Origin of the sequence: Bifidobacterium bifidum ATCC 29521 = JCM 1255 = DSM 20456, from assembly GCF_001025135.1 — a bacterium.
Lineage (GTDB): Bacteria > Actinomycetota > Actinomycetes > Actinomycetales > Bifidobacteriaceae > Bifidobacterium > Bifidobacterium bifidum.
In genome coordinates this window covers 439,705-457,921 of the sequence record NZ_AP012323.1, presented here as the reverse complement: position 1 = coordinate 457,921, position 18,217 = coordinate 439,705, and the positions used below count along the sequence as shown (strand labels likewise).

Below are 18,217 nucleotides of genomic sequence, written 5' to 3'. Positions count from 1 at the left end.
ACGTTGGTCTAACAGACCCAAGAAAAACGCGCGATCCTCGGTCAGCGGTTGGCGGCGGGACCGAGCGACGAACGCTTCACGACCTCTGCGGGGAGCAGACCGACACCATGTGCGGACGCGGGCAACGCCACTTCGTCACCTTCCCCCAGCAGATGCAGCACCTGCCGCATCGCAGCGACGCCCAACGCCTCAAAATCAGGCCGAATCGTGGTCAGAGGCGGAATCATGTTGTCCATCGCCGGCATGTCATCGAACCCGACCAGACTGACGTCACGTGGAATGCGAACACCGTGCTCATACAGGGCACGCGCGACGCCCACCGCCTGATTGTCGTTCGCCGTGACCACGACCGTCGGCAACTTGCCGCCCTGATTGCCGATGGAATCGAGAATATGGTTCATCCTGGCGTACGCCTCGGTCGACTCCCAGGTCTTGCAACGCACCGTGACGGAACTGATGGAGCGGGCGCGGGTCAGTTTCACCCAGGCATCCAGTCGCGTCATCGCACCGCGCCACCCCAACGGACCGGCGAAGTACAACGCCCGCTTGTGACCGTATTCGGTCAGCATGCGCACCACATCGTCCATCGCACCCCACTGGTCGATACCGACGATCGACACGCGGTCGCGCTCGCGCGAGTGAATCAGGCGCAGCCCTTCGCTCACGCTGAGTTCGCCGTGCGTGGAGGTGATCATCACGCGAGGCTGCGTCAGCTGCGTGTAGCAGGCCGCTTCGAACATGACATCGGTGGGCGTGAGCATGATGAACGCGTCGACGTTCTGCTCGTTGAACGTGCCGCACAGATTCTCGAACTCCGCCCGCGTGCACAGCGCCTCATGCACCATCATCACCGACATGAACAGGCCGTGCTTGCGCGCCATCATCTCGATCGCGGAAATCGCCGAAATAGGGCCGTAGAACTTCATGCCGCCTGCGATCAGGCCGATCGTGCGGGAACGGTGCGATGCGAGCGCTCGCGCCGAGTTGCTGGGACGATAATCGAGCGCCTTGATGGCATCCTGCACTTTGGTGCGGGTGGCGTCGGAGACATCGGGAGAATCGTTGATGACCCGGGACACCGTCTGATGACTGACTCCGGCGAGCTTCGCGACTTCGAACATGGATGGGCGTTTCCGCCCGCTTCGCTTGGCCGTCACGCTGTCAAACCTCCCGCTGCATAACAACACAATATGGGCAAGTCTACCCGGTAACGCTTAAATAACACACGTGAGCGCTCACAAATCATGCGCAGGTAACAGATTCACCACTGCGCTGTTCGGATTCACGCCCCGGACTTCTTCTCACAAAGAACTGTGGCACTACAGCGCCCGCACCTGAGACAAAGCACCGAGTCAGGTAACCGGGCCGAGCCAAATTAAGCCGCGCCATGCCGAGCCGCGCGGCGCAGGACCGGAATCAGCCGCAACGCCGCAATCAGGTCAGATGCCACGTGACCCGATGCAGCGGCGTGACTCCCAGACGGGCGATGGCGTCGCGGTGAGCCGCCGAGCCGTATCCCTTGTTGTGCGCCCAGCCGTACGGCGCGTACCGCGGATTGCCCTGCGCGATGTCAACCATCAGGTGGTCCCTCGTCACCTTCGCGATGACCGCCGCGCAGGAGACGGTCGCACAATGACGGTCGCCCTTGACCTTGCACGACACCTGTACCGGAATCGGCAACGCCGGCGCGTCAAACGTGTTCATCGTCTTGGTGATGTAATCGTTCGGACCGTCCAGGATGACGTCCACGCGACGACCCGAACCGGCCGGCCCGTCCATGCCGAGCTGCCGCTCCACATCGTTGAGCGCCCGCAAGGCGGCGATGCCCAACGCATGCGATATGCCCCACTCGTCGATTTCGGCGTTACTCGCCTGACCTACCGCGTAAGCGGCGCACCACGAACGCAACTCGTCGACGATTCCTTCGCGCCTGTGCTCGGTCAGCAATTTGGAATCGGCGACACCGGCCGGCACTTGCGCGGCGGCGAGGTCACGTGACCACATGGCGGCCGCCCCGACCATGACCGGACCGGCCAGCGCCCCGCGCCCGACCTCATCGCAGCCGATCACCACATCGCAGCCTTGGGTGGCAAGCTGCCGCTCCATATCAAGCGTCGGATGTTCGATCATCGCCATATCACCATCCGTCTGATGTCACTGCGCCTTGCCGGCGGGCACGTCCTTGAACACATCATGATGGGAGCTCAGGAAACTCATCCGGTTCAGCGGCCAATACCGCATCAGTCCCACTCCGACCACATTGTCGATGGGCACCAAGCCATGATCACCGTCGTCCTGATGGTATCGGGAGTCGGCTGAGCTGGCGCGGTTATCCCCCATGACGAAAATATGCCCGGCGGTCACCTCGACGCGGAACGAGAAACTGCTCGGGTCGACGCCGGATTTGATGTATGACGTCTCGTCAATCGCGACGCCGTTGATCTTGACCGGCTGCCCGGCACCGCCGCACTCGACCACGTCGCCCGGCAAGCCGATCAGGCGTTTGATGAGATAATCGCCTTTGCCTCTGGTGGTCTCCTGGTTCAGCCAGTTCGCGGGGTCGTGGAACACGACGATATCGCCGCGTTTGAGATCGAAATATTTCGGCGTGAGCTTCGACGTGATGACCCGGTCGCCGATCTCGATGGTATCGCGCATCGATCCGGACGGAATCACGTAAAAGCCGATCAGGAAGATGCGTACCAGCAGTACCGCCACGAAGGGGACGACGCACCAGATCAGCAGGTCGCGGAACGAGAACGAATCATTGTTGTGCTTAGGCGAGGTCTTGCGATGGGCGCCTTTCCTGCGGCGGACCAACGAGTCTCGGCCGTCGGTGCCCACTACACGCCCCGGCATATCGGTGGGGTCCACGCCATGATCGGCTATGGCGACGATCCATTCGTCCCGGCTGAATTCGGTGCCGGAACCGGGCATGGCCCGATCCGTCCGATGGTCGTCTGGCCGCATAGTTCCTCCATCACGCATACATGAAACCCCAACTATACTAGCGGCGTTCCTATAAATTCAGCCCGGAACCAATCGGCTCCGGGCTGAATTTCACGGTACTGTCGCCTCACTTGGCAAAACTCAGGCCTGAGTCGCCTTGGCGGAGTTGTCGCGACGCTCGACGATGCGAGCCGCCTTGCCGCGCAGCTTGCGCAGGTAGTACAGCTTCGCGCGACGCACGCGGCCCTTGCGCACCAGCTTGATGGAGTCGATGGACGGGGAGTGCAGCGGGAAGCGACGCTCCACGCCGGTGCCGAAGCTGATCTTGCGGACCAGGAAGGTCTCGCGCAGGCCGGAGCCCTGACGAGCGATCACCACACCGGTGAAGGTCTGGATACGGGAGTTGTTGCCTTCCTTGATCTTGACGTTGACGTCGACGGTGTCGCCGGGACGGAACGCCGGGATCTCCTCGGCGGGCTTCATGTGCTTGGCGTCAAATGCCTCAACAGCGTTAACCATTGCTATTCCTTAGTCGCTGCCGCATATCAGCGCATTGGTTTGGGGTTCGGTGATGACTGGCATCACGAACACGTCTGTAACTCCCTCGGGTCTGCCCTCAGGAAGCCTGTCAATCCGCCGAAACAGCGGCTTTGCGCCCGTTCGGTCTGGACTCATGAAGAGGCGGCTTATGCGGCGGCCGACCCTCGACACAGCAAAACGACATTTTATTGATTCATATGGACGAGACGGAATTGACATCAACTTCGGCCGGGCTCCGTAACGGAAGCCTCCCGTTCGGCCGACGGAACGAGCCGACACGCCCGGAGTGTGCAGCACAATTGTTGGGTATCGCCATGCGAATGGCGCGATAAAGCCAATCGCGATATTGAACCGCGACGATTGTGCTACGCACTCCGGGCATGTCACAAGCACAGACCCCCATACCTCGCTCGCAGCCGAAACCAAATCACAATCCCCTCATGTGCCCCGTCGTCAGTGCTGGCCGTACACGTTCTGGTAACGGTCGTTCAGCTTGTCGATGTCCGCCTGCGGAATCTCGATGATGTCACCCAGCTGACGGGCGGCCCACATCGTATGAGCCACCTCCTCCGTCATCGCCGCGGCCTTCACCGCGGCCTCCGCATCCTTGCCGATCGTGAACGGACCGTGGTTCTGCATCAGCACCGCCTGCGACTTCGGATACTTCTTCAGGGTCTCCACCACGCCCTTGCCGATCGCCTCCGAGCCGATCAGACGGAACGGGCCCACCGGCACCGGACCACCGAACTCGTCACCCATCATCGTCAGGCCGCACGGGATGTTCTGACCCGTCGCCGCCCACGCCGTCGCGTACGTCGAATGCGTGTGCACCACGCCGTACACGTCCGGCATGTTGCGGTAGATGTACGCGTGCGACGCCGTATCCGACGAAGGCGCCTCCGCCCCATCCACCACGTTTCCGTCCAGATCGCACACCACCATGCTCGACGGCGTCAGGTACTCGTAGCGCAGACCCGACGGCTTGATCACCATCAGATCCGCCGAATGCAGACGCTGCGACACATTACCCGCCGTCCACACCACCAGGTTCCACTTGATCAGCTGCTGATGCAAGGCCGCCACGACCTCACGCACCTGCTTGACCTCAGCACGAACCTCAGGACCAAAATCAGCCAACGAAACCATAATCACCACTCACTTTTCTTATTCGCACTTATATATCGGGACGTTCATCAAAGGCGGTGCCGGCGCGCCGGCACCCACGAGCGGGCTCAGTATTCTCCGATGCCGGCGATCGGCTCCTGTTCGATGCCCACCACGTCGAACAGCCCGTCGAACATCTTTTTGGCCCGAGTCACCTCGGCCACCGGATCCGGCGACTCATCGGTCCACATCTCGACCGTGTAGCTGCCCTGGTATCCCAGTCGTTTGAAGATACGCAGGCACGCCTCGAAGTCGACCGTCCCCTCACCGAAGGGCACCCGTTTGAACACGCCTTTCGAGGTCTCGCCCACCGGCTTGGTGTCCTTGAGGTGCACGGCGACAATGTTGTCGATGTTGGATTCGATCTCGCGCCCCACATCGTTGGTGGGCCAAGCCGTGAGGTTGCCCACATCCGGGTACGCCTGCAGCCATGGACTGCGCACTTGCGACTTGTAATAGGTGACCTTGTCCAGCGAGTTGATGAACGGGTCGTCCATCGTCTCGATGGAGAGCATCACCAGTTTCTTCGCGGCCATGTCGACGCATTTGCGCAGGTTCTCGACGAAGTATTCGCGAGACAGCAGGGTTTTCGGCTCGTAATACACGTCGTATCCGGCGAGTTGGATGTTGCGGATGCCCAGATCGACGGCGAGGTCGATCGCCTTGCGCATCATGTCGAGCGCCTTCTCGCGCACCTCGGGGTCTTTTGACCCGAGCGGGAACCGCCTGTGACCGGAGAGCATCATGGTGTTGATGCGGCTGTGGGTGCGCCACATGGCGTCGCGGAACCGTGCCCGGTCGTGCTCGGTCCAGTCGAGACGGGCCAGTCGCTCGTCGCTTTCGTCGACCGAGAATTCAAGGAAGTTGTATCCCAGCTCATGCACCAGATCGAACGTCTGCTCCCAGCTCAGGCCGCGCGGCAGCGCCTTTTCATATATTCCCAGCGCGTTGGTGACCATGTCAGCGCTCCAGCGAGTTCTGCATGTCACGCAGCGCGGCCCATCCGCCGTCGAGTGCGGTCAGCAGCGCCTCATACGCCTCGAACTTGCGGTCGTACACCGCGGTCTGGTCCGCGTGCGGCTCGAACCGCTTGGCGAGCTTCGACATGTTGCCGAACGCCTCCTGGAACGACCCGTACAGGCCTGATCCGACCGCCGCGCACATGGCACCGCCAAGACCGCCCAGTTCGGTTACGGCCACGGTCTCGACCGGCAGGTTGAGCACGTCGGCGAACATCTGCACCCAAGGATCAGAATTGCATACGCCACCGGAGATGCGGATGGCCTTCGGCTTGTGCCCGAGCACGCGCAGCAGCTGCTCGACATGGTGGCGGTGGGCGAATACTACGCCCTCGTACACGGCCCGCAACAGCTGGTCGCGCTCGCTGGAGCTGCGCAGTCCGATGAACGCGCCTTCCGCGCCCAGGTTCACGTTGCTGCCGTAGAGGAACGGGAAGAACGGCACGTCGGTGTACTTGGCGCCGGTACGTTCCAGCATCGCTCCGAGTTCGTCGTAGCTGGCGGCTTTGGAGCCGTCTGCCGTCATCATGCGCAACACGTAGTCGAGGTTGCCGGCGGAGGTCGGGCTGGACGCCTCGACCAAGGTGCCACCGGTGGGGAACACGGAGTTCATGCAGCCGCCGTCGAGCGGCGCCATGGTCTTGCTGGGGAACACGTTGATGTTCCACGTTCCAGCGGTGATGCTGAAGATATCGTCGCTCAGCACGCCGGTGGCGAGCGCGCAGGCGTCGATGTCGAACAGTCCGGCATACACGGGAGTGCCTTCGGCGAGGCCGGTGTTCGCCGCCGCTTCGGCGGTGATGGATCCGCAGCGGTCGGTCGCGCTGACGAGCTTCGGCATGCATTCCAGCATTTCCGGGATGCCGAAGAAGTCGAACAGCCGGCCGTCATATTCACCGGTTTCGAGGTTGACCAGATTGTTGCCGGAGGCGTCGCCACGCTCCTCGAGGATCTCGCCGGTCAGGAAGTACCGGATGAAGTCCTTGTTGGACAGCACATGCCCGATCCGCGCGTACTGTTCCGGCTCGTTGTCCTTCAGCCAGCGCAGCAGTACCGGGAACTGCATGACCATGACGTGCTGGTGACTGATCGGGTAGATTTCGGCGACGCGGCTCTCGAATTCGTTGGCCAGGTCCGCGGCGCGGCTGTCGGAGGAGAGGATGCCGTCCATGAACGGCTTGCCGTCCTTGCCGAGCACGTACAGCCCCTTGCCGTGGCCGACCGGTACGACGCCGTCGATCTGGCTTCCATCCAGTCCGGCGGATTCCAGCGCGGCCTTGACCGCCTTGCCGATGTCACGCCACATCTGGCCGGGGTTGACTTCGCGGAAGCCGGGACGCCGCTCGATGGCATCGGTCGGGAACGACGAGACGGACAGTTGCCGGCCATCCTGGTCGACGATGATGACCTTGGTGTTGGTTCCGCCATTGTCAATGGTGAGGAAATGCTTCGTTGCGTTTGTCATGATGATTCCTTATTGAATATGTGCCGATGATATCGCAGCCGCTCAGGCGATCATGTTGAACAGTTCGCCGATCTTGACGGCGACCCAGCCAATCCATGTGCTCACTGCGCCGGTCATGTTGGTGACGGCGGTGAAGTCCTTGGGCAGGTTGATGTTGCTCTGCGTGAACGATTGAGTGACCCAGGGCGCGATATCGGTGCCGACGTAGAGGATGATGATGACGCTCAACGTGCCGACGATCAGCATCTTGAACATGTTGCGGCGCACGAACGGGGTGACCAGCGCGAGGATGAACACGAGCGACGCGAGGTCGGCGAACGGGAGCATCTCGTTGCCGGGCAGGATGAAGGCGAGCAGAATGGTGATCGGGATGAGCAGCAGACCGGTGGCGAGCACCGAGGAGTCGCCGATGAGCAGCGCGGTATCCATGCCGATGTAGAACTCGCGGTTGGGGAACCAGATCTTGAGCTGCTTCTCGGCGGCGTCACGCACGGAAATCAGGCCTTCGATCAGCACGTCGATCATCTTGGGCAGCAGCACCATGGCCGCGGCGATGTTGATGGCGAGCGTCACGGACTTGTCAGGGCTGTAGCCGGCGAGCACGCCGATGAGCAGACCGAGGATGAAACCGATGACCACGGGCTCACCGATGGCGCCGAAGCGCTTGCGGATCTTGTCGGCGTTGAAGTCGACGTTCTTAAGGCCGGGGATCTTGTCGATGATCCAGTTGACGGCGATGGCGAGCGGCGACCAGGCCAGACCGGCAAGGTGCGGGAACGAGATGCCTTCGAGGTTGTATTCCTTCTGGATGTAAGGCGCGGTGAGGTCAGCGACCTTCAGCACGATGGCGAAGATGACCCAGGTGAAGATGACGGCGAACCAGAAGTTGCCGGTGACGGCATAGACCAGCGCTCCGACTTGCAGGAAGATCCAGTAGTTGAAGATGTCGACGTCGATGGTCTTGGTGAGCTTGCAGAACACCATGATGGCGTTGATGACGAGGAAGCCGACGACCGTGGCGACCATGATCGGCGTGCCCCAGCCGACCGTCGAGGCGGTGGGCCAGCCCACGTCAACCGTAGTCAGGTGCAGGCCGAGGCGGTTGACCATCGCCTTCGAGGCGGGGCCGAGGTTGTCAAGCAGCAGGTTGATGACCATATTGACGCCGACGAAGCCGACGCCGACGGTCATGCCGGCCTTAAAGGATTTGCCGATTCCCATGCGGAAGATGAGTCCGACCACGAAGAAGATGATCGGCATCATCACCGAGGCGCCCAGGCCGATGATGGTGTTGATGATTTCCATAATGTTCCTTTCCCGTGCACGAGGCAGGCTGCTTCGCCCGCTGCTCTGCGTTGTTGCCCCGCACTTTCCGTCGGCGTCGGTCTTCGATGAGCCCTGCGCGTCGACAGCCTCTAGCTAACGGCGGAAAGGTCTTGCACACCACCCACGCGATGAACACATGTTCATCGAACACATGAGAGCTGAGTGAGCACATGTAATCGACCTTCTTTTTTGCAATCGATTGAGAGCGCTCACATATCAAGGATTCATTGAGTTCTTTCGCGCTCTGAACAATTGTTCAGCATCGTTGCTGCACTGGAAAAACTAACATATGTTCACCGGCCACACCGGATGGAATAGAATAATGCCATGGTTGCAAACAAGCTGACAATGACGACAACTGAGTCGCGAAACCACATCGAGCTCGTGCTGAAAATCGCTCGCATGTATTACACGGACAATCTGACGCAGGCGCAGATTGCCGCGCAGATTGGATACTCCCGCCCCACCATCTCGCGGCTGCTCAGCGAATCGCGCGACCGGGGCATGGTACGCATCGAGATCGGGCATCCACTCGAACGTCTGATGCAGCTGGAGGACGCGCTGGTAAGACGGTACGGGTTGAAATGCGCACGAGTGGCGCAGGTCAATCCCGGGCAGGATCCCAGCACCATCGTCCCCCGATATGCCGCGGCCCTGCTTACCGAAAAGTCGTCGCCCGACTCGCTCATCACCGTCTCCAACGGACGGGCCGTCGCCGCCACGGTCCGCGAAGTCGCCATCCAGGACTGGCCGAAATCCAATGTGGCGCAGATGGTGGGCGCCCTCTCCCCCAGCAATCCGATGACGGATTCGCCCGACATCTGCCGCATGCTCGCCGAACGCCTCGGCGGCACCGTCACCACACTCCACGTACCGATGATCCTCTCCTCCGCCCATATCGCCGCGGCCATGCGCCAGGAGCCACAAATCGCCACCGCGCTGGCGCTCGGCGGCGGCGCCGACGTGGCCCTGGAAGGGGTCGGTGCGACCGAAGGCGACCGCCTCAGTCCGGTGTTCGACGCCTATGTCACACCACACATGGTCAAGGAAATCCGGGCGCAGGGCGCGGTCGCCACCGTATGCGGGCACTTCATCGACGCGCAGGGAAGGCCCGTATGTTCGGAGCTGTCCGACCGTATCATTTCGGTGGAGCTCGATCGCCTGAAGCGCATCGCGCTGGTCATCGGCGTGGCATGGGGGCAGGAAAAAGTCAAGGCCATCAAGGCCTGCCTGGTCGGCAGCTATATTTCCGCCCTCGCCACCGACCAAGCCACAGCCGAAAGCCTGCTCGCCTGACATCCATCCGATCCTGCCCCGCCGGCGGGGCAGGATATGGCCCGGCGTAGTTTGGGCGCGACACTACGGAGTTGACATGGTCTGCCGGCGGTTTTACCCTGAGAGCGTCGGTAGGCGAGGCTACCGCAGGGATATGGGTTGCTGCCGCTAACAGTGGAGACACTGCACGCAGGTCAGCAGTTCTTGTCGGATTAAGGCATGAACTAACGCAACTCCACCGCCCTGCGATGCTGAAGCTTGAACGATGACACGACCAGGGGCAACTCTCGAGAAGTCGCACTTCCTCATGTCGTCAATGTCCGACGGCGTACTGGATCCATTGAGGAGGTGAATGTCATGGACGGCGATTTAGGTCATAGTAGCCGGCTGCGCGATGGCGGACAATATCACATGCCATCGGGCGCAGCATACGGCCCATTCTCTTCACACGTTTGTACCGCGACCATGGCATTGGCCGTCCGTCACGACACCGCCGCATCCGGCGAGGGCGATCCGATCACCGACTGATTCGGCCCGCATCGACTTCACCGCCTCACGACGACTGCGACATCCCGCATGACGTACGCGCCGAACGCCTGACTCGCGAATCCACATCCCGTTCTCCGGACTCCCGGCATATCGGCATCATCATATGACGACGCCGATCGGCTATCTGTATGCAGACATACCCGCATATCGGCGCGCCTGCACGCGACCGCCGACGCCCATGACGCGCATTTGCGGCACGGATACCGAGTCGAACGCCCACCGAACGGGAACCGTTTATCTCCTTCGAGATAACGACATGAGAGCGCACAGGTTCCGTTATGTCCAATTTTTTCAATTACTCCTCGTTCCCCGGCATTCGTCCGCGTTCCGGCGCCGACACCGCCGACATGTCCCGCAGCGGCGCCGTGCGCCGCATCGCCGCAGACGTGGTGGTGGCCGCGGGCGTGCTCGCTCTGTTCGGCGTCGTCGCCTGGCTGCTGCCGCAAATCAACGAACCGATCGGCCCGTCAGGTGTGCCGAGCACGGTGAGCGACGATTTGCATCTGCTGCCGTATTACGCGCTGCGTTCGGTGTTCCGCATGTTCATCGCGCTGTTTTTGTCACTGGTGTTCAGCTTCATCTATGGTTTGGCGGCGGCCCGATGCCGGCGACTGCGCATGGTGCTGATACCGCTGCTCGACATCCTGCAGTCGGTGCCGATCCTCGGCTTCCTGTCCGCCACGGTCACCATTTGGATGGTGTTGTTCCCCGGCTCCATTCTCGGCGTGGAGGCGGCGTCGATCTTCGCGATCTTCACCAGCCAGGCATGGAACATGACCTTCTCCTTCTACCATTCGCTGCTCAGCGAACCGCAGGAGTTGGATGAGGCGGCTCGTTCCATGCAGCTCACGCGCTGGCAGCGTTTCTGGAAGCTCGACGTGCCGAATTCGATGATTCCGCTGCTATGGAACTGCATGATGAGCGTCGGCGGCGGCTGGTTCTTCCTGACGGCCTCGGAGATGATCTCCGTGAACAACAGGACGTACGCACTGCCCGGCCTCGGCAGCTTCGTGGCGGTGGCGTCCGAGCACGAACAGCTGGGCAAGGTGCTGTGGGCCATCGTGACCATGGTCATCGTGGTGCTGCTCATCGACGTGCTGCTGTGGAAGCCGCTGACGGCGTGGGCCGAGAAGTTCCGCATCACGCAGAACGAGTCCGTGCAGGACAAGACGAGTTTGGTGCTGTCGATTCTGCGGCGTTCCGGCATTTCGGATGCGCTGGCTCTCGTGGGCCGGCCCATCGCCGATCTGATGTTCTGGCTGACCCGCCCGCTGGGCCGTACCGGCGCACGCTGGCCGGCCGCCGGCACCCGGCGTCGCACGCTCGACATCGCGTTCATGGCGCTCATGGCTGTGGCCTGCCTGGCCGGCCTGTGGATGCTGGTGCGTTTCATCTCGGACGGCGAGGGGTTCGCCGAGGTCGGCCACGCGATGGTCCTGGGACTGATCACGTTCATGCGCGTGACGCTGCTGACCGTGGTGTGCTCCATCATCTGGGTGCCGATCGGCGTGAAGATCGGCATGAATCCGCGGATTTCCCGGTTCGCGCAGCCGCTGGTGCAGGTGTTGGCGAGCTTCCCCTCGAACTTCACGTTCCCGTTCGTCACACTGTGGTTCATCGCCTGGCATATCGACATCAGCTGGGGCAGCATTCTGCTCATGTCGCTGGGAACGCAGTGGTACATCCTGTTCAACGTGATTGCGGGCGCTTCGGCCATTCCCGATGACCTGCGCGAGGCCACGCGGGCGTTCCATCTGGACACGCGGCAGCGGTGGACCAAGCTGATCCTGCCGGCGGTGTTCGGCTCATGGTGCACTGGCGGCATCACCGCGGCGGGCGGCGCGTGGAACGCCTCCATCGTCTCCGAGATCGTGACCTACGGGCACACCACGCTTACGGCAAATGGACTGGGAACATATATCGCCAATGCGACCGCGGTGGGAGACACCGGCAAGACCATCATCGGGGTTGCCGTGATGAGCGTGTTCGTCGTGGGCGTCAACCGGCTGTTCTGGCGTCCATTGCAGGCGTACGCCGAGCGCCGTTTCTCCGTCGCCTGACGGAGGCCGCACCGGCCGTCCCGGCCCATCGACCCGCAACAATCCAACAGCATCGGCGGCGAGCGCATGTCATTCGAATCCGCCGCGATCATCCGCAAAAAACGTAACAGCAAGGACCATTTATCATGACCATCGCAACTTTTTCCGACCACACCGCAACCTTCCCGCAGACCGCCGCGACGAACGCCGCCGGCACCGCGATCATCGAGGCGCGGCACGTGGGCAAGACCTACCGTGCCGAGCGCGGTAAAGAGCTGACCGTGCTGCGCGACATCTCCTTCACCCTGCATGAGGGCGAGATCGTGGCGATCCTGGGCCGGTCCGGCGCCGGAAAATCCACGTTCCTGCGCATCCTGGCGGGCCTGGTACCCGCGTCGAGCGGTACCGTCACCTACCGCGGCACCGACATCACCGGCCCTAATCCCGGAGTGGGACTCGTGTTCCAGACCTTCGCGCTGATGCCGTGGCTCACGGTGCAAGCGAATGTGGAACTGGGGCTGGAGGCCCGCGGCGTGCCGCGCGAGGAGCGCCGTCGCGCTGCACTGCAGGCCATCGACGCCATCGGACTGGACGGATTCGAGAACGCGTACCCGAAGGAGCTCTCCGGCGGCATGCGCCAGCGCGTGGGCATCGCACGGGCCCTGGTGGTGCAGCCCGATGCGCTGTTCATGGACGAGCCGTTCTCCGCATTGGATGTGCTGACGGCCGAGAACCTGCGCAACGAGGTGCTCAAGATGTGGAGCGGCAATCAGCGTTCCATCAAGTCGGTGCTCATCGTGACGCACAACATCGAGGAGGCCGTGCAGATGGCGGATCGTGTCGTGGTGCTCGGCTCGCATCCCGGTCATCTCATCGCCGACATGCCCGTCACCCTGCCGAGGCCCCGCGACCGTCATTCCGCCCAGTTCGAGGCTATGGTCGACACCCTGTATGCGATCCTGACCGGGCAGAGTCGTGATGGCGGGCCGGCGGATACCGCCGACGAGCGCACGGCCGCCGGGGACGGCGTCGCGCATGGCACGTCAGATGGCGCGGCGAACCAGACCGCGGCAGCGGATCAGGCCCCGGCCCGGGCGAGCGACGCCGACCATCAGGCATCCTCCGACATGCTGCCCAACGCTACGCCGGGAGGCCTGGCCGGACTGGTGGAGATCGTATACGATCACGCGCAGGGCATCGACCTGGCCGATCTGGCCGCCGAGCTGTCATTCGAGGTGGACGACCTGTTCCCGCTGATCGACGCCGGAACCATGCTGGGATTACTGACCGTCGAGAACGGACACGTGACATTGACCGAGCTCGGACGCCAGTGGAGGCAGGCGGACATTCTGACAAGCAAGACGATGTTCGCCGCCATGCTGCAAGACAAGGCACCGCTGGTGCGCATCATCGACCGAGCGGTCCGTCACAGCGAACACGGCCGCCTGCGCGGCGAGCTCATCGTCGACCTGCTGAGGGCCCGTCATACGGACGCGGAGGCGGAGCGCCAGTTCAACATCGCCATGACGTGGGGTCGATACGGAGAACTGTTCGACTACGACGCCGATGACGACATCATCACCGTCGACGCCGCCAACCCGGCAAACGCCACCCGAGCGGCCGAGGAAGCCAGCGAAACGGACTGAGTTGACCCGCCTCAGCCAACCGCCACAATGGAAACAACGATCAACCCGACAGCGGAACGGACCGCCCCGAATCGCCAAGGAGGAATCATGAACACGCTACGGCTGATACGCTGGCGCGGCGAGCGCCACGCCAGCATCACCCAGCGACTGAATTTCGCCGCCCATGCCACGCCAGAGGCCACGCTCGCCTTGGTGTATGCGCACGAATCCGGCTTGGAACCCGACGAGGTTCGCCAGGCGCGTCGGGCTTACGGCGGCAACACCATACCGGCACGCCGGTGACCGCGGGCATCATCCTGCTCATGGTGGTGTCCGGTCTGATCCGATACGTGCACGACTCCCGAAGCTCGCATGCTGCGACGGCGCTGGCCACCATGGTGAGTACCACGGCGACGGTGCGGCGGGTCGGTGCCGGCGAGCGGCAGATTCCGTCCGAAGAGCTTGTCGTGGGCGACATCGTGACGTTGTCCGTCGGAGACACCGTCCCGGCCGACTGCAAGCTGCTGGAGAGCCGAGACCTGCGCATCGCACGGGGGCGCTCACTGGCGAAAGCATGCCCGTGCGCAAGGATGCTGCCGCCCTGCTCGCCGCCGGCGACAGGGACACCGCGTTGACGGACGCGGCGTGCCTGGTGTTCATGGGCACGACGGTGATTTCGGGTTCCGCGTTGGCAGTCGTCATCGCCACAGGCCGCAGCGCACTGTTCGGCGGACTGTCACGCGCGTTCCAATGGCAGCGGCCGCGCACGCGCTTCGAGCGCGGCATGAACTCCACGTCCTGGATGCTGATGGCGTTCACGGCGGTCACCGTGCCCGTGTCCATGCTGGTCACCGGCATCGCGGGCGGCGACTGGCTGCAGGCCCTGCTGTTCGGCGTATCCGTGGCGGTGGGGCTCACGCCGGAGATGCTGCCGCTGATCGTCACCGTCTGCCTGTCCCGGGGCGCGCGGACGATGGCCTCCGGCAAGGCCATCGTCAGGCGGCTCGACGCCATCGAGACGCTGGGCGGCATGGACGTGCTGTGCGTCGACAAGACCGGCACACTTACCAGCGGCGTCATCAAGCTCGACCGGGCGCAGAGCATGAGCGGGTTGAACTCGTCCTACGTGCTGCATGCGGCATGGCTGACCACACTGATTCCCCACACGACGAGCAATCCGTGGGATGACGCCATCGTCGCAGCCGAAGGTGACTCGGCAAACGATACCGGCGACGTACAGGTCGAGGGAGGCACGCCTTTCGATCCGATACGACGCCGGGCGACCGTCATCGTCGCGAAGAGCCATCACCGCGCGGACCGCGAGCACACAGGTGGCAGCGATATCAGTGAGACCAGCGGCGCCGGCGCCGGAACGTCCGGGAACGTCAGCCGCATCATGGTCGTCAAGGGCGCCGTCTCCGAAATGCTGCCCCGCTGCGACACCGTCATGCGCAATGGAACCGCAGAGCCGCTGACCGATCGACTGCGCGGAACATATGAGCGGCTGATGGCCGACAAGGCGACGCACGGATACCGCGTCCTGCTCGTGGCGCAGCGCTCTGTGACAGACCAGACCACAGTGCAGGACGACCGCGCGCTCACCCTGCTGGGCTACCTCACTTTCCTGGACCTGCCCAAGCCCGATGCCGCCGACACGATCGCCCACATGCACAATGCCGGCATCACCGTGACCATGCTCACCGGCGACGAGCCACAAGTGGCCCGTACCGTCGCCCGGAAAGTCGGCATCAATGCTCGACGGGTGGTCACCGGCCGAACGCTGGACGACATGACGGACACCGCGCTCGGCACCGAACTGCGCCGCGTGAACGTGTTCGCCAAGCTCACTCCCGAGCATAAGGCGCGTATCGTCTCACTGCTGCGCCGCGAGGGGCATTGCGTGGGATACATGGGCGACGGCGTCAACGACCTGCCGGCCATGCACGCCAGCGAAATCGCCATCAGCGCCAGCACCGGCTCCGAGGCCGTCCGACAGTCGGCGGATGTCATGCTCACGCACAAGAACCTCGACGTGCTGCTGCGCGGCATCACGCAAAGCAGGCGCACCTGCGTCAACATGATGAAGTACATCAAGCTGGCGCTGAGCTCGAATTTCGGCAATATCATCTCGGTGATGATCGCCGGCGCGTTCCTGCCGTTCGTGCCCATGGCACCCGTGCAGATGGTGCTGCTGAACCTCATATACGACCTGGCCTGTCTCGCGATCCCATGGGACCGCGTCGACGGCGATGTCCTGCGCTCCCCCGCCCGGTGGGACACGGCGTCTATCGCCCGGTTCATGAGTCGCTTCGGGCCGGTGAGCTCGCTGTTCGATATGGTCACCTTCACCGTGTTGCTCACCCTGCTCTGCCCGGCCGTCGCAGGCGGGAGGTTCCCGGAGCTGCACGGGGATGGGTCGCGTCTGCTGTTCGTCGCCGCGTTCCAGACGGGATGGTTCGTCGTGTCGATGTGGACCCAGATCACGGCACTGCACATGCTGCGCACCGAACGCGTCCCGTTCATCGGGAGCCGCGCGTCGGTGCCGCTGGTCTGCACGTCGCTCGCGGCGCTGACTATCGCCACGGCGCTGCCGTTCACGCCGGTCGGCGCATGGATGGGTTTCCACGTACCTCCGGTGTCGCTGTTCGCGCTGCTCGCCATCGTCATCGCCGGTTATGCCGTGACGGTACTTGCCGTCAGAACCCTGTATCTGCACCGTCAGCAGCCGCTGCTGTGACTTCTGACCGCCCGGCGCTCCTGCGGAACCGATGGAATCCGCAGGAGCGCCGGGCGGGCACCCCCGCGTTATCATCCTCTCCCCGTACCACCACCGTCTCCCGCATCCATTCAAACGAAGGAACTGATCATGACAGTCTGGACCGCAATCGTCACATCACAGGTGTTCGCCATAACCCTGCGCATCCTGCTCAGCATCGGGCTCGGCGCGCTCATCGGATTGGAACGGCAGCTGCGCGCACGCAGCGCGGGCATCCGCACGAACGCGCTGGTGTCGTTGGGTTCCTGCCTGTTCACCACTGTTGGCGTCTATACGCTCGCGGCCGGCACCGGAGACCCACGCGCGTGGCCGCGCAGGTGGCGTCCGGCATCGGCTTCCTCGGCGCGGGCGTAATCCTCAAGCAGGGTGTGTCCGTGTCCGGGCTCAACACCGCGGCCACGCTATGGGCGTCGGCGGCGGTCGGCACGTTGTGCGGCTCCGGCATGGAAGCGGCCGCCGCAATCGGGGCCACCGCCATCATGCTCGCCAACATGATGCTCCGGCCGATCGGCGCGGCCATCGACGCCCGGCGCACCGCGCAATCGCATGAGGCCGAGGGCATCCGTTACACCCTTGAGGTCAAATGCCTGCGTAAGGACGAGCAGGCCATCCGCGCGCTGGTGTTCAACGCCCTGCATCAGCCCGGTTTCATCGTCCAGTCCATCGCGGCTTCGGATCTTCCCGATGATCTGGTGGTCATCACCACCGTCGTCGCCACCCACATGAGCAGCAACATCGACATCGAAAGCAGCATCGAAACAGTCATCACCACGCCCGAGGTCCTCGGCGTCAAATGGGATGCCGAGCAAATCACCGCCGTGGATTAAACGTGACCGTCATGAATCCGCGTCATGAATCTGCCCGCCGCGAATGATCAGCCGCGTGGCTCGCCAGTGGGAAAGCCCGCCTGCGTTGGTCGGAATACTCGTGAAGTAGGTCACGTTGTCCACCTTGACGCTCTGGTCGGCGGCACGGACCCAGCTGCCGTTAGCGGAGCCCTTCTCGAAGACGACGGCGTTGCCGCCGCTGTCGCTGACAGAGAACAGGGCGCCGCCGATGCCGTTGTGCTGCTTGTCGATCTTCTTCATGGTGAAGAATCCCAGCTTGACGACCGTGGTGGCGGCCTCGGAATCGGCGCCGCCATTGTAATTGGCGGTCGCGGAGTTCGTCACCTGATCGTCGACGGCGGCTTTGGCGACGACGGCGTTGTACAGCAGGACGAGCTTCTGCCCATCCTTGCCGGCCACGGCGATGGCCTCGCGAATGTTGCCGTCCCACTTGTCGCTGTCCACGGCCTTCAGGCCAAAGGAAGTCAGCTTGCCCGTCGGCATTCGCGACCGGGTCGATGTACGCGGCGATACGATATGCCGTATACGTGCTTTTCGATGTATCGGCATCATCGGCCTTGTTCAGGGTAATGGTTGACGGCGTGGCCGTTTCGGGCACTGTGAGCGTATCGGTATCGGCATTGACCGTCATGGTCCCCAAGG

The 18,217-nt window shown here is 63.0% G+C and carries 16 protein-coding genes, 1 pseudogene and 1 riboswitch; of the genes and pseudogenes, 8 read left to right on the top strand and 9 right to left on the bottom strand.

The annotated features are described in order from the left end of the window. Positions 1 to 41 precede the first annotated feature (41 nt). The 8 genes from BBBF_RS01880 to BBBF_RS01845 form a co-directional block, all read right to left on the bottom strand. Entirely contained in the window at positions 42 to 1,121 is a 1,080-nt protein-coding gene (locus BBBF_RS01880) for a LacI family DNA-binding transcriptional regulator (RefSeq protein ID WP_021647618.1), read from the bottom strand. Between the two features lie 313 nt (positions 1,122 to 1,434). Further along, complete coding sequence (locus BBBF_RS01875) at positions 1,435 to 2,136, bottom strand: ribonuclease HII (protein ID WP_021647617.1); 702 nt, start codon at positions 2,134 to 2,136, stop codon at positions 1,435 to 1,437. An 18-nt stretch (positions 2,137 to 2,154) separates the two neighbouring features. Continuing rightward, positions 2,155 to 2,970, bottom strand: a complete 816-nt coding sequence (gene lepB, locus BBBF_RS01870) for a signal peptidase I (RefSeq protein ID WP_033510090.1) — start codon at positions 2,968 to 2,970, stop codon at positions 2,155 to 2,157. Between the two features lie 120 nt (positions 2,971 to 3,090). Further along, a complete protein-coding gene (gene rplS / locus BBBF_RS01865; protein WP_003811942.1) occupies positions 3,091 to 3,468 on the bottom strand; it encodes a 50S ribosomal protein L19 in 378 nt (125 codons plus the stop codon). 474 nt (positions 3,469 to 3,942) lie between these two features. Continuing rightward, on the bottom strand, positions 3,943 to 4,635 hold the full coding sequence (locus BBBF_RS01860; protein WP_003811940.1) for an L-ribulose-5-phosphate 4-epimerase: 693 nt from the start codon (positions 4,633 to 4,635) through the stop codon (positions 3,943 to 3,945). Positions 4,636 to 4,721: 86 nt separating this feature from the next. Next, positions 4,722 to 5,612: an L-ribulose-5-phosphate 3-epimerase gene (locus BBBF_RS01855; protein WP_003820268.1), complete on the bottom strand. Its 891-nt coding sequence runs from the start codon at positions 5,610 to 5,612 to the stop codon at positions 4,722 to 4,724. Position 5,613: 1 nt separating this feature from the next. Next, complete coding sequence (locus BBBF_RS01850) at positions 5,614 to 7,137, bottom strand: FGGY-family carbohydrate kinase (protein WP_021647614.1); 1,524 nt, start codon at positions 7,135 to 7,137, stop codon at positions 5,614 to 5,616. Positions 7,138 to 7,179: 42 nt separating this feature from the next. After that, positions 7,180 to 8,442 (bottom strand): PTS galactitol transporter subunit IIC, encoded by a 1,263-nt coding sequence (locus BBBF_RS01845; protein ID WP_021647613.1) that lies wholly within the window; start codon positions 8,440 to 8,442, stop codon positions 7,180 to 7,182. Between the two features lie 369 nt (positions 8,443 to 8,811). Between BBBF_RS01845 and BBBF_RS01840 the strand changes: the two genes are divergently transcribed. The 8 genes and pseudogenes from BBBF_RS01840 to BBBF_RS10570 all read left to right on the top strand — a co-directional run bounded on the left by BBBF_RS01840 (position 8,812) and on the right by BBBF_RS10570 (position 17,554). Continuing rightward, positions 8,812 to 9,759, top strand: a complete 948-nt coding sequence (locus BBBF_RS01840) for a sugar-binding transcriptional regulator (RefSeq protein ID WP_014759879.1) — start codon at positions 8,812 to 8,814, stop codon at positions 9,757 to 9,759. Between the two features lie 99 nt (positions 9,760 to 9,858). Further along, a riboswitch (M-box (ykoK) riboswitch) is annotated at positions 9,859 to 10,015 on the top strand. Between the two features lie 619 nt (positions 10,016 to 10,634). Then, positions 10,635 to 12,347, top strand: coding sequence for an ABC transporter permease (locus tag BBBF_RS01835; protein WP_230308593.1), 1,713 nt, complete (start codon positions 10,635 to 10,637; stop codon positions 12,345 to 12,347). A gap of 125 nt (positions 12,348 to 12,472) precedes the next feature. Next, positions 12,473 to 13,972 (top strand): ABC transporter ATP-binding protein, encoded by a 1,500-nt coding sequence (locus BBBF_RS01830; protein ID WP_021647609.1) that lies wholly within the window; start codon positions 12,473 to 12,475, stop codon positions 13,970 to 13,972. A gap of 87 nt (positions 13,973 to 14,059) precedes the next feature. Further along, a complete protein-coding gene (locus BBBF_RS10225) occupies positions 14,060 to 14,254 on the top strand; it encodes a hypothetical protein (RefSeq protein WP_033510092.1) in 195 nt (64 codons plus the stop codon). Next, positions 14,251 to 14,586 carry a P-type ATPase actuator domain-containing protein gene (locus BBBF_RS10490; protein ID WP_021647607.1) on the top strand — a complete coding sequence of 112 codons (336 nt, stop codon included), beginning with the start codon at positions 14,251 to 14,253 and terminating at the stop codon, positions 14,584 to 14,586. Before BBBF_RS10225 ends, BBBF_RS10490 begins: the two co-directional genes overlap by 4 nt. Continuing rightward, positions 14,526 to 16,688 (top strand): HAD-IC family P-type ATPase, encoded by a 2,163-nt coding sequence (locus BBBF_RS10485; RefSeq protein ID WP_021647606.1) that lies wholly within the window; start codon positions 14,526 to 14,528, stop codon positions 16,686 to 16,688. The genes BBBF_RS10490 and BBBF_RS10485 overlap by 61 nt, the downstream gene beginning before the upstream one ends. 129 nt (positions 16,689 to 16,817) lie before the next feature. Beyond that, a pseudogene (locus tag BBBF_RS10575) lies at positions 16,818 to 17,176 on the top strand (MgtC/SapB family protein); the annotation flags it as partial. Beyond that, positions 17,171 to 17,554 (top strand): hypothetical protein, encoded by a 384-nt coding sequence (locus BBBF_RS10570; protein ID WP_331709032.1) that lies wholly within the window; start codon positions 17,171 to 17,173, stop codon positions 17,552 to 17,554. The pseudogene BBBF_RS10575 and the gene BBBF_RS10570, both read left to right, overlap by 6 nt. Positions 17,555 to 17,563: 9 nt before the next feature. Here BBBF_RS10570 and BBBF_RS01810 read toward each other — a convergent pair whose 3' ends face one another. Then, positions 17,564 to 18,058: a hypothetical protein gene (locus BBBF_RS01810; RefSeq protein WP_003815326.1), complete on the bottom strand. Its 495-nt coding sequence runs from the start codon at positions 18,056 to 18,058 to the stop codon at positions 17,564 to 17,566. Positions 18,059 to 18,217 lie beyond the last annotated feature (159 nt).

Excerpts from the sequence above, each read along its gene's own strand:
- BBBF_RS01880 (WP_021647618.1), bottom strand. The coding sequence starts at position 1,121 with ATGTTCGAAGTCGCGAAGCTCGCCGGAGTCAGTCATCAGACGGTGTCC.
- BBBF_RS01875 (WP_021647617.1), bottom strand. The coding sequence starts at position 2,136 with ATGGCGATGATCGAACATCCGACGCTTGATATGGAGCGGCAGCTTGCC.
- lepB (WP_033510090.1), bottom strand. The coding sequence starts at position 2,970 with ATGCGGCCAGACGACCATCGGACGGATCGGGCCATGCCCGGTTCCGGC.
- rplS (WP_003811942.1), bottom strand. The coding sequence starts at position 3,468 with ATGGTTAACGCTGTTGAGGCATTTGACGCCAAGCACATGAAGCCCGCC.
- BBBF_RS01860 (WP_003811940.1), bottom strand. The coding sequence starts at position 4,635 with ATGGTTTCGTTGGCTGATTTTGGTCCTGAGGTTCGTGCTGAGGTCAAG.
- BBBF_RS01855 (WP_003820268.1), bottom strand. The coding sequence starts at position 5,612 with ATGGTCACCAACGCGCTGGGAATATATGAAAAGGCGCTGCCGCGCGGC.
- BBBF_RS01850 (WP_021647614.1), bottom strand. The coding sequence starts at position 7,137 with ATGACAAACGCAACGAAGCATTTCCTCACCATTGACAATGGCGGAACC.
- BBBF_RS01845 (WP_021647613.1), bottom strand. The coding sequence starts at position 8,442 with ATGGAAATCATCAACACCATCATCGGCCTGGGCGCCTCGGTGATGATG.
- BBBF_RS01840 (WP_014759879.1), top strand. The coding sequence starts at position 8,812 with ATGACGACAACTGAGTCGCGAAACCACATCGAGCTCGTGCTGAAAATC.
- BBBF_RS01835 (WP_230308593.1), top strand. The coding sequence starts at position 10,635 with ATGTCCCGCAGCGGCGCCGTGCGCCGCATCGCCGCAGACGTGGTGGTG.
- BBBF_RS01830 (WP_021647609.1), top strand. The coding sequence starts at position 12,473 with ATGACCATCGCAACTTTTTCCGACCACACCGCAACCTTCCCGCAGACC.
- BBBF_RS10225 (WP_033510092.1), top strand. The coding sequence starts at position 14,060 with ATGAACACGCTACGGCTGATACGCTGGCGCGGCGAGCGCCACGCCAGC.
- BBBF_RS10485 (WP_021647606.1), top strand. The coding sequence starts at position 14,526 with ATGCCCGTGCGCAAGGATGCTGCCGCCCTGCTCGCCGCCGGCGACAGG.
- BBBF_RS10570 (WP_331709032.1), top strand. The coding sequence starts at position 17,171 with ATGGAAGCGGCCGCCGCAATCGGGGCCACCGCCATCATGCTCGCCAAC.
- BBBF_RS01810 (WP_003815326.1), bottom strand. The coding sequence starts at position 18,058 with ATGCCGACGGGCAAGCTGACTTCCTTTGGCCTGAAGGCCGTGGACAGC.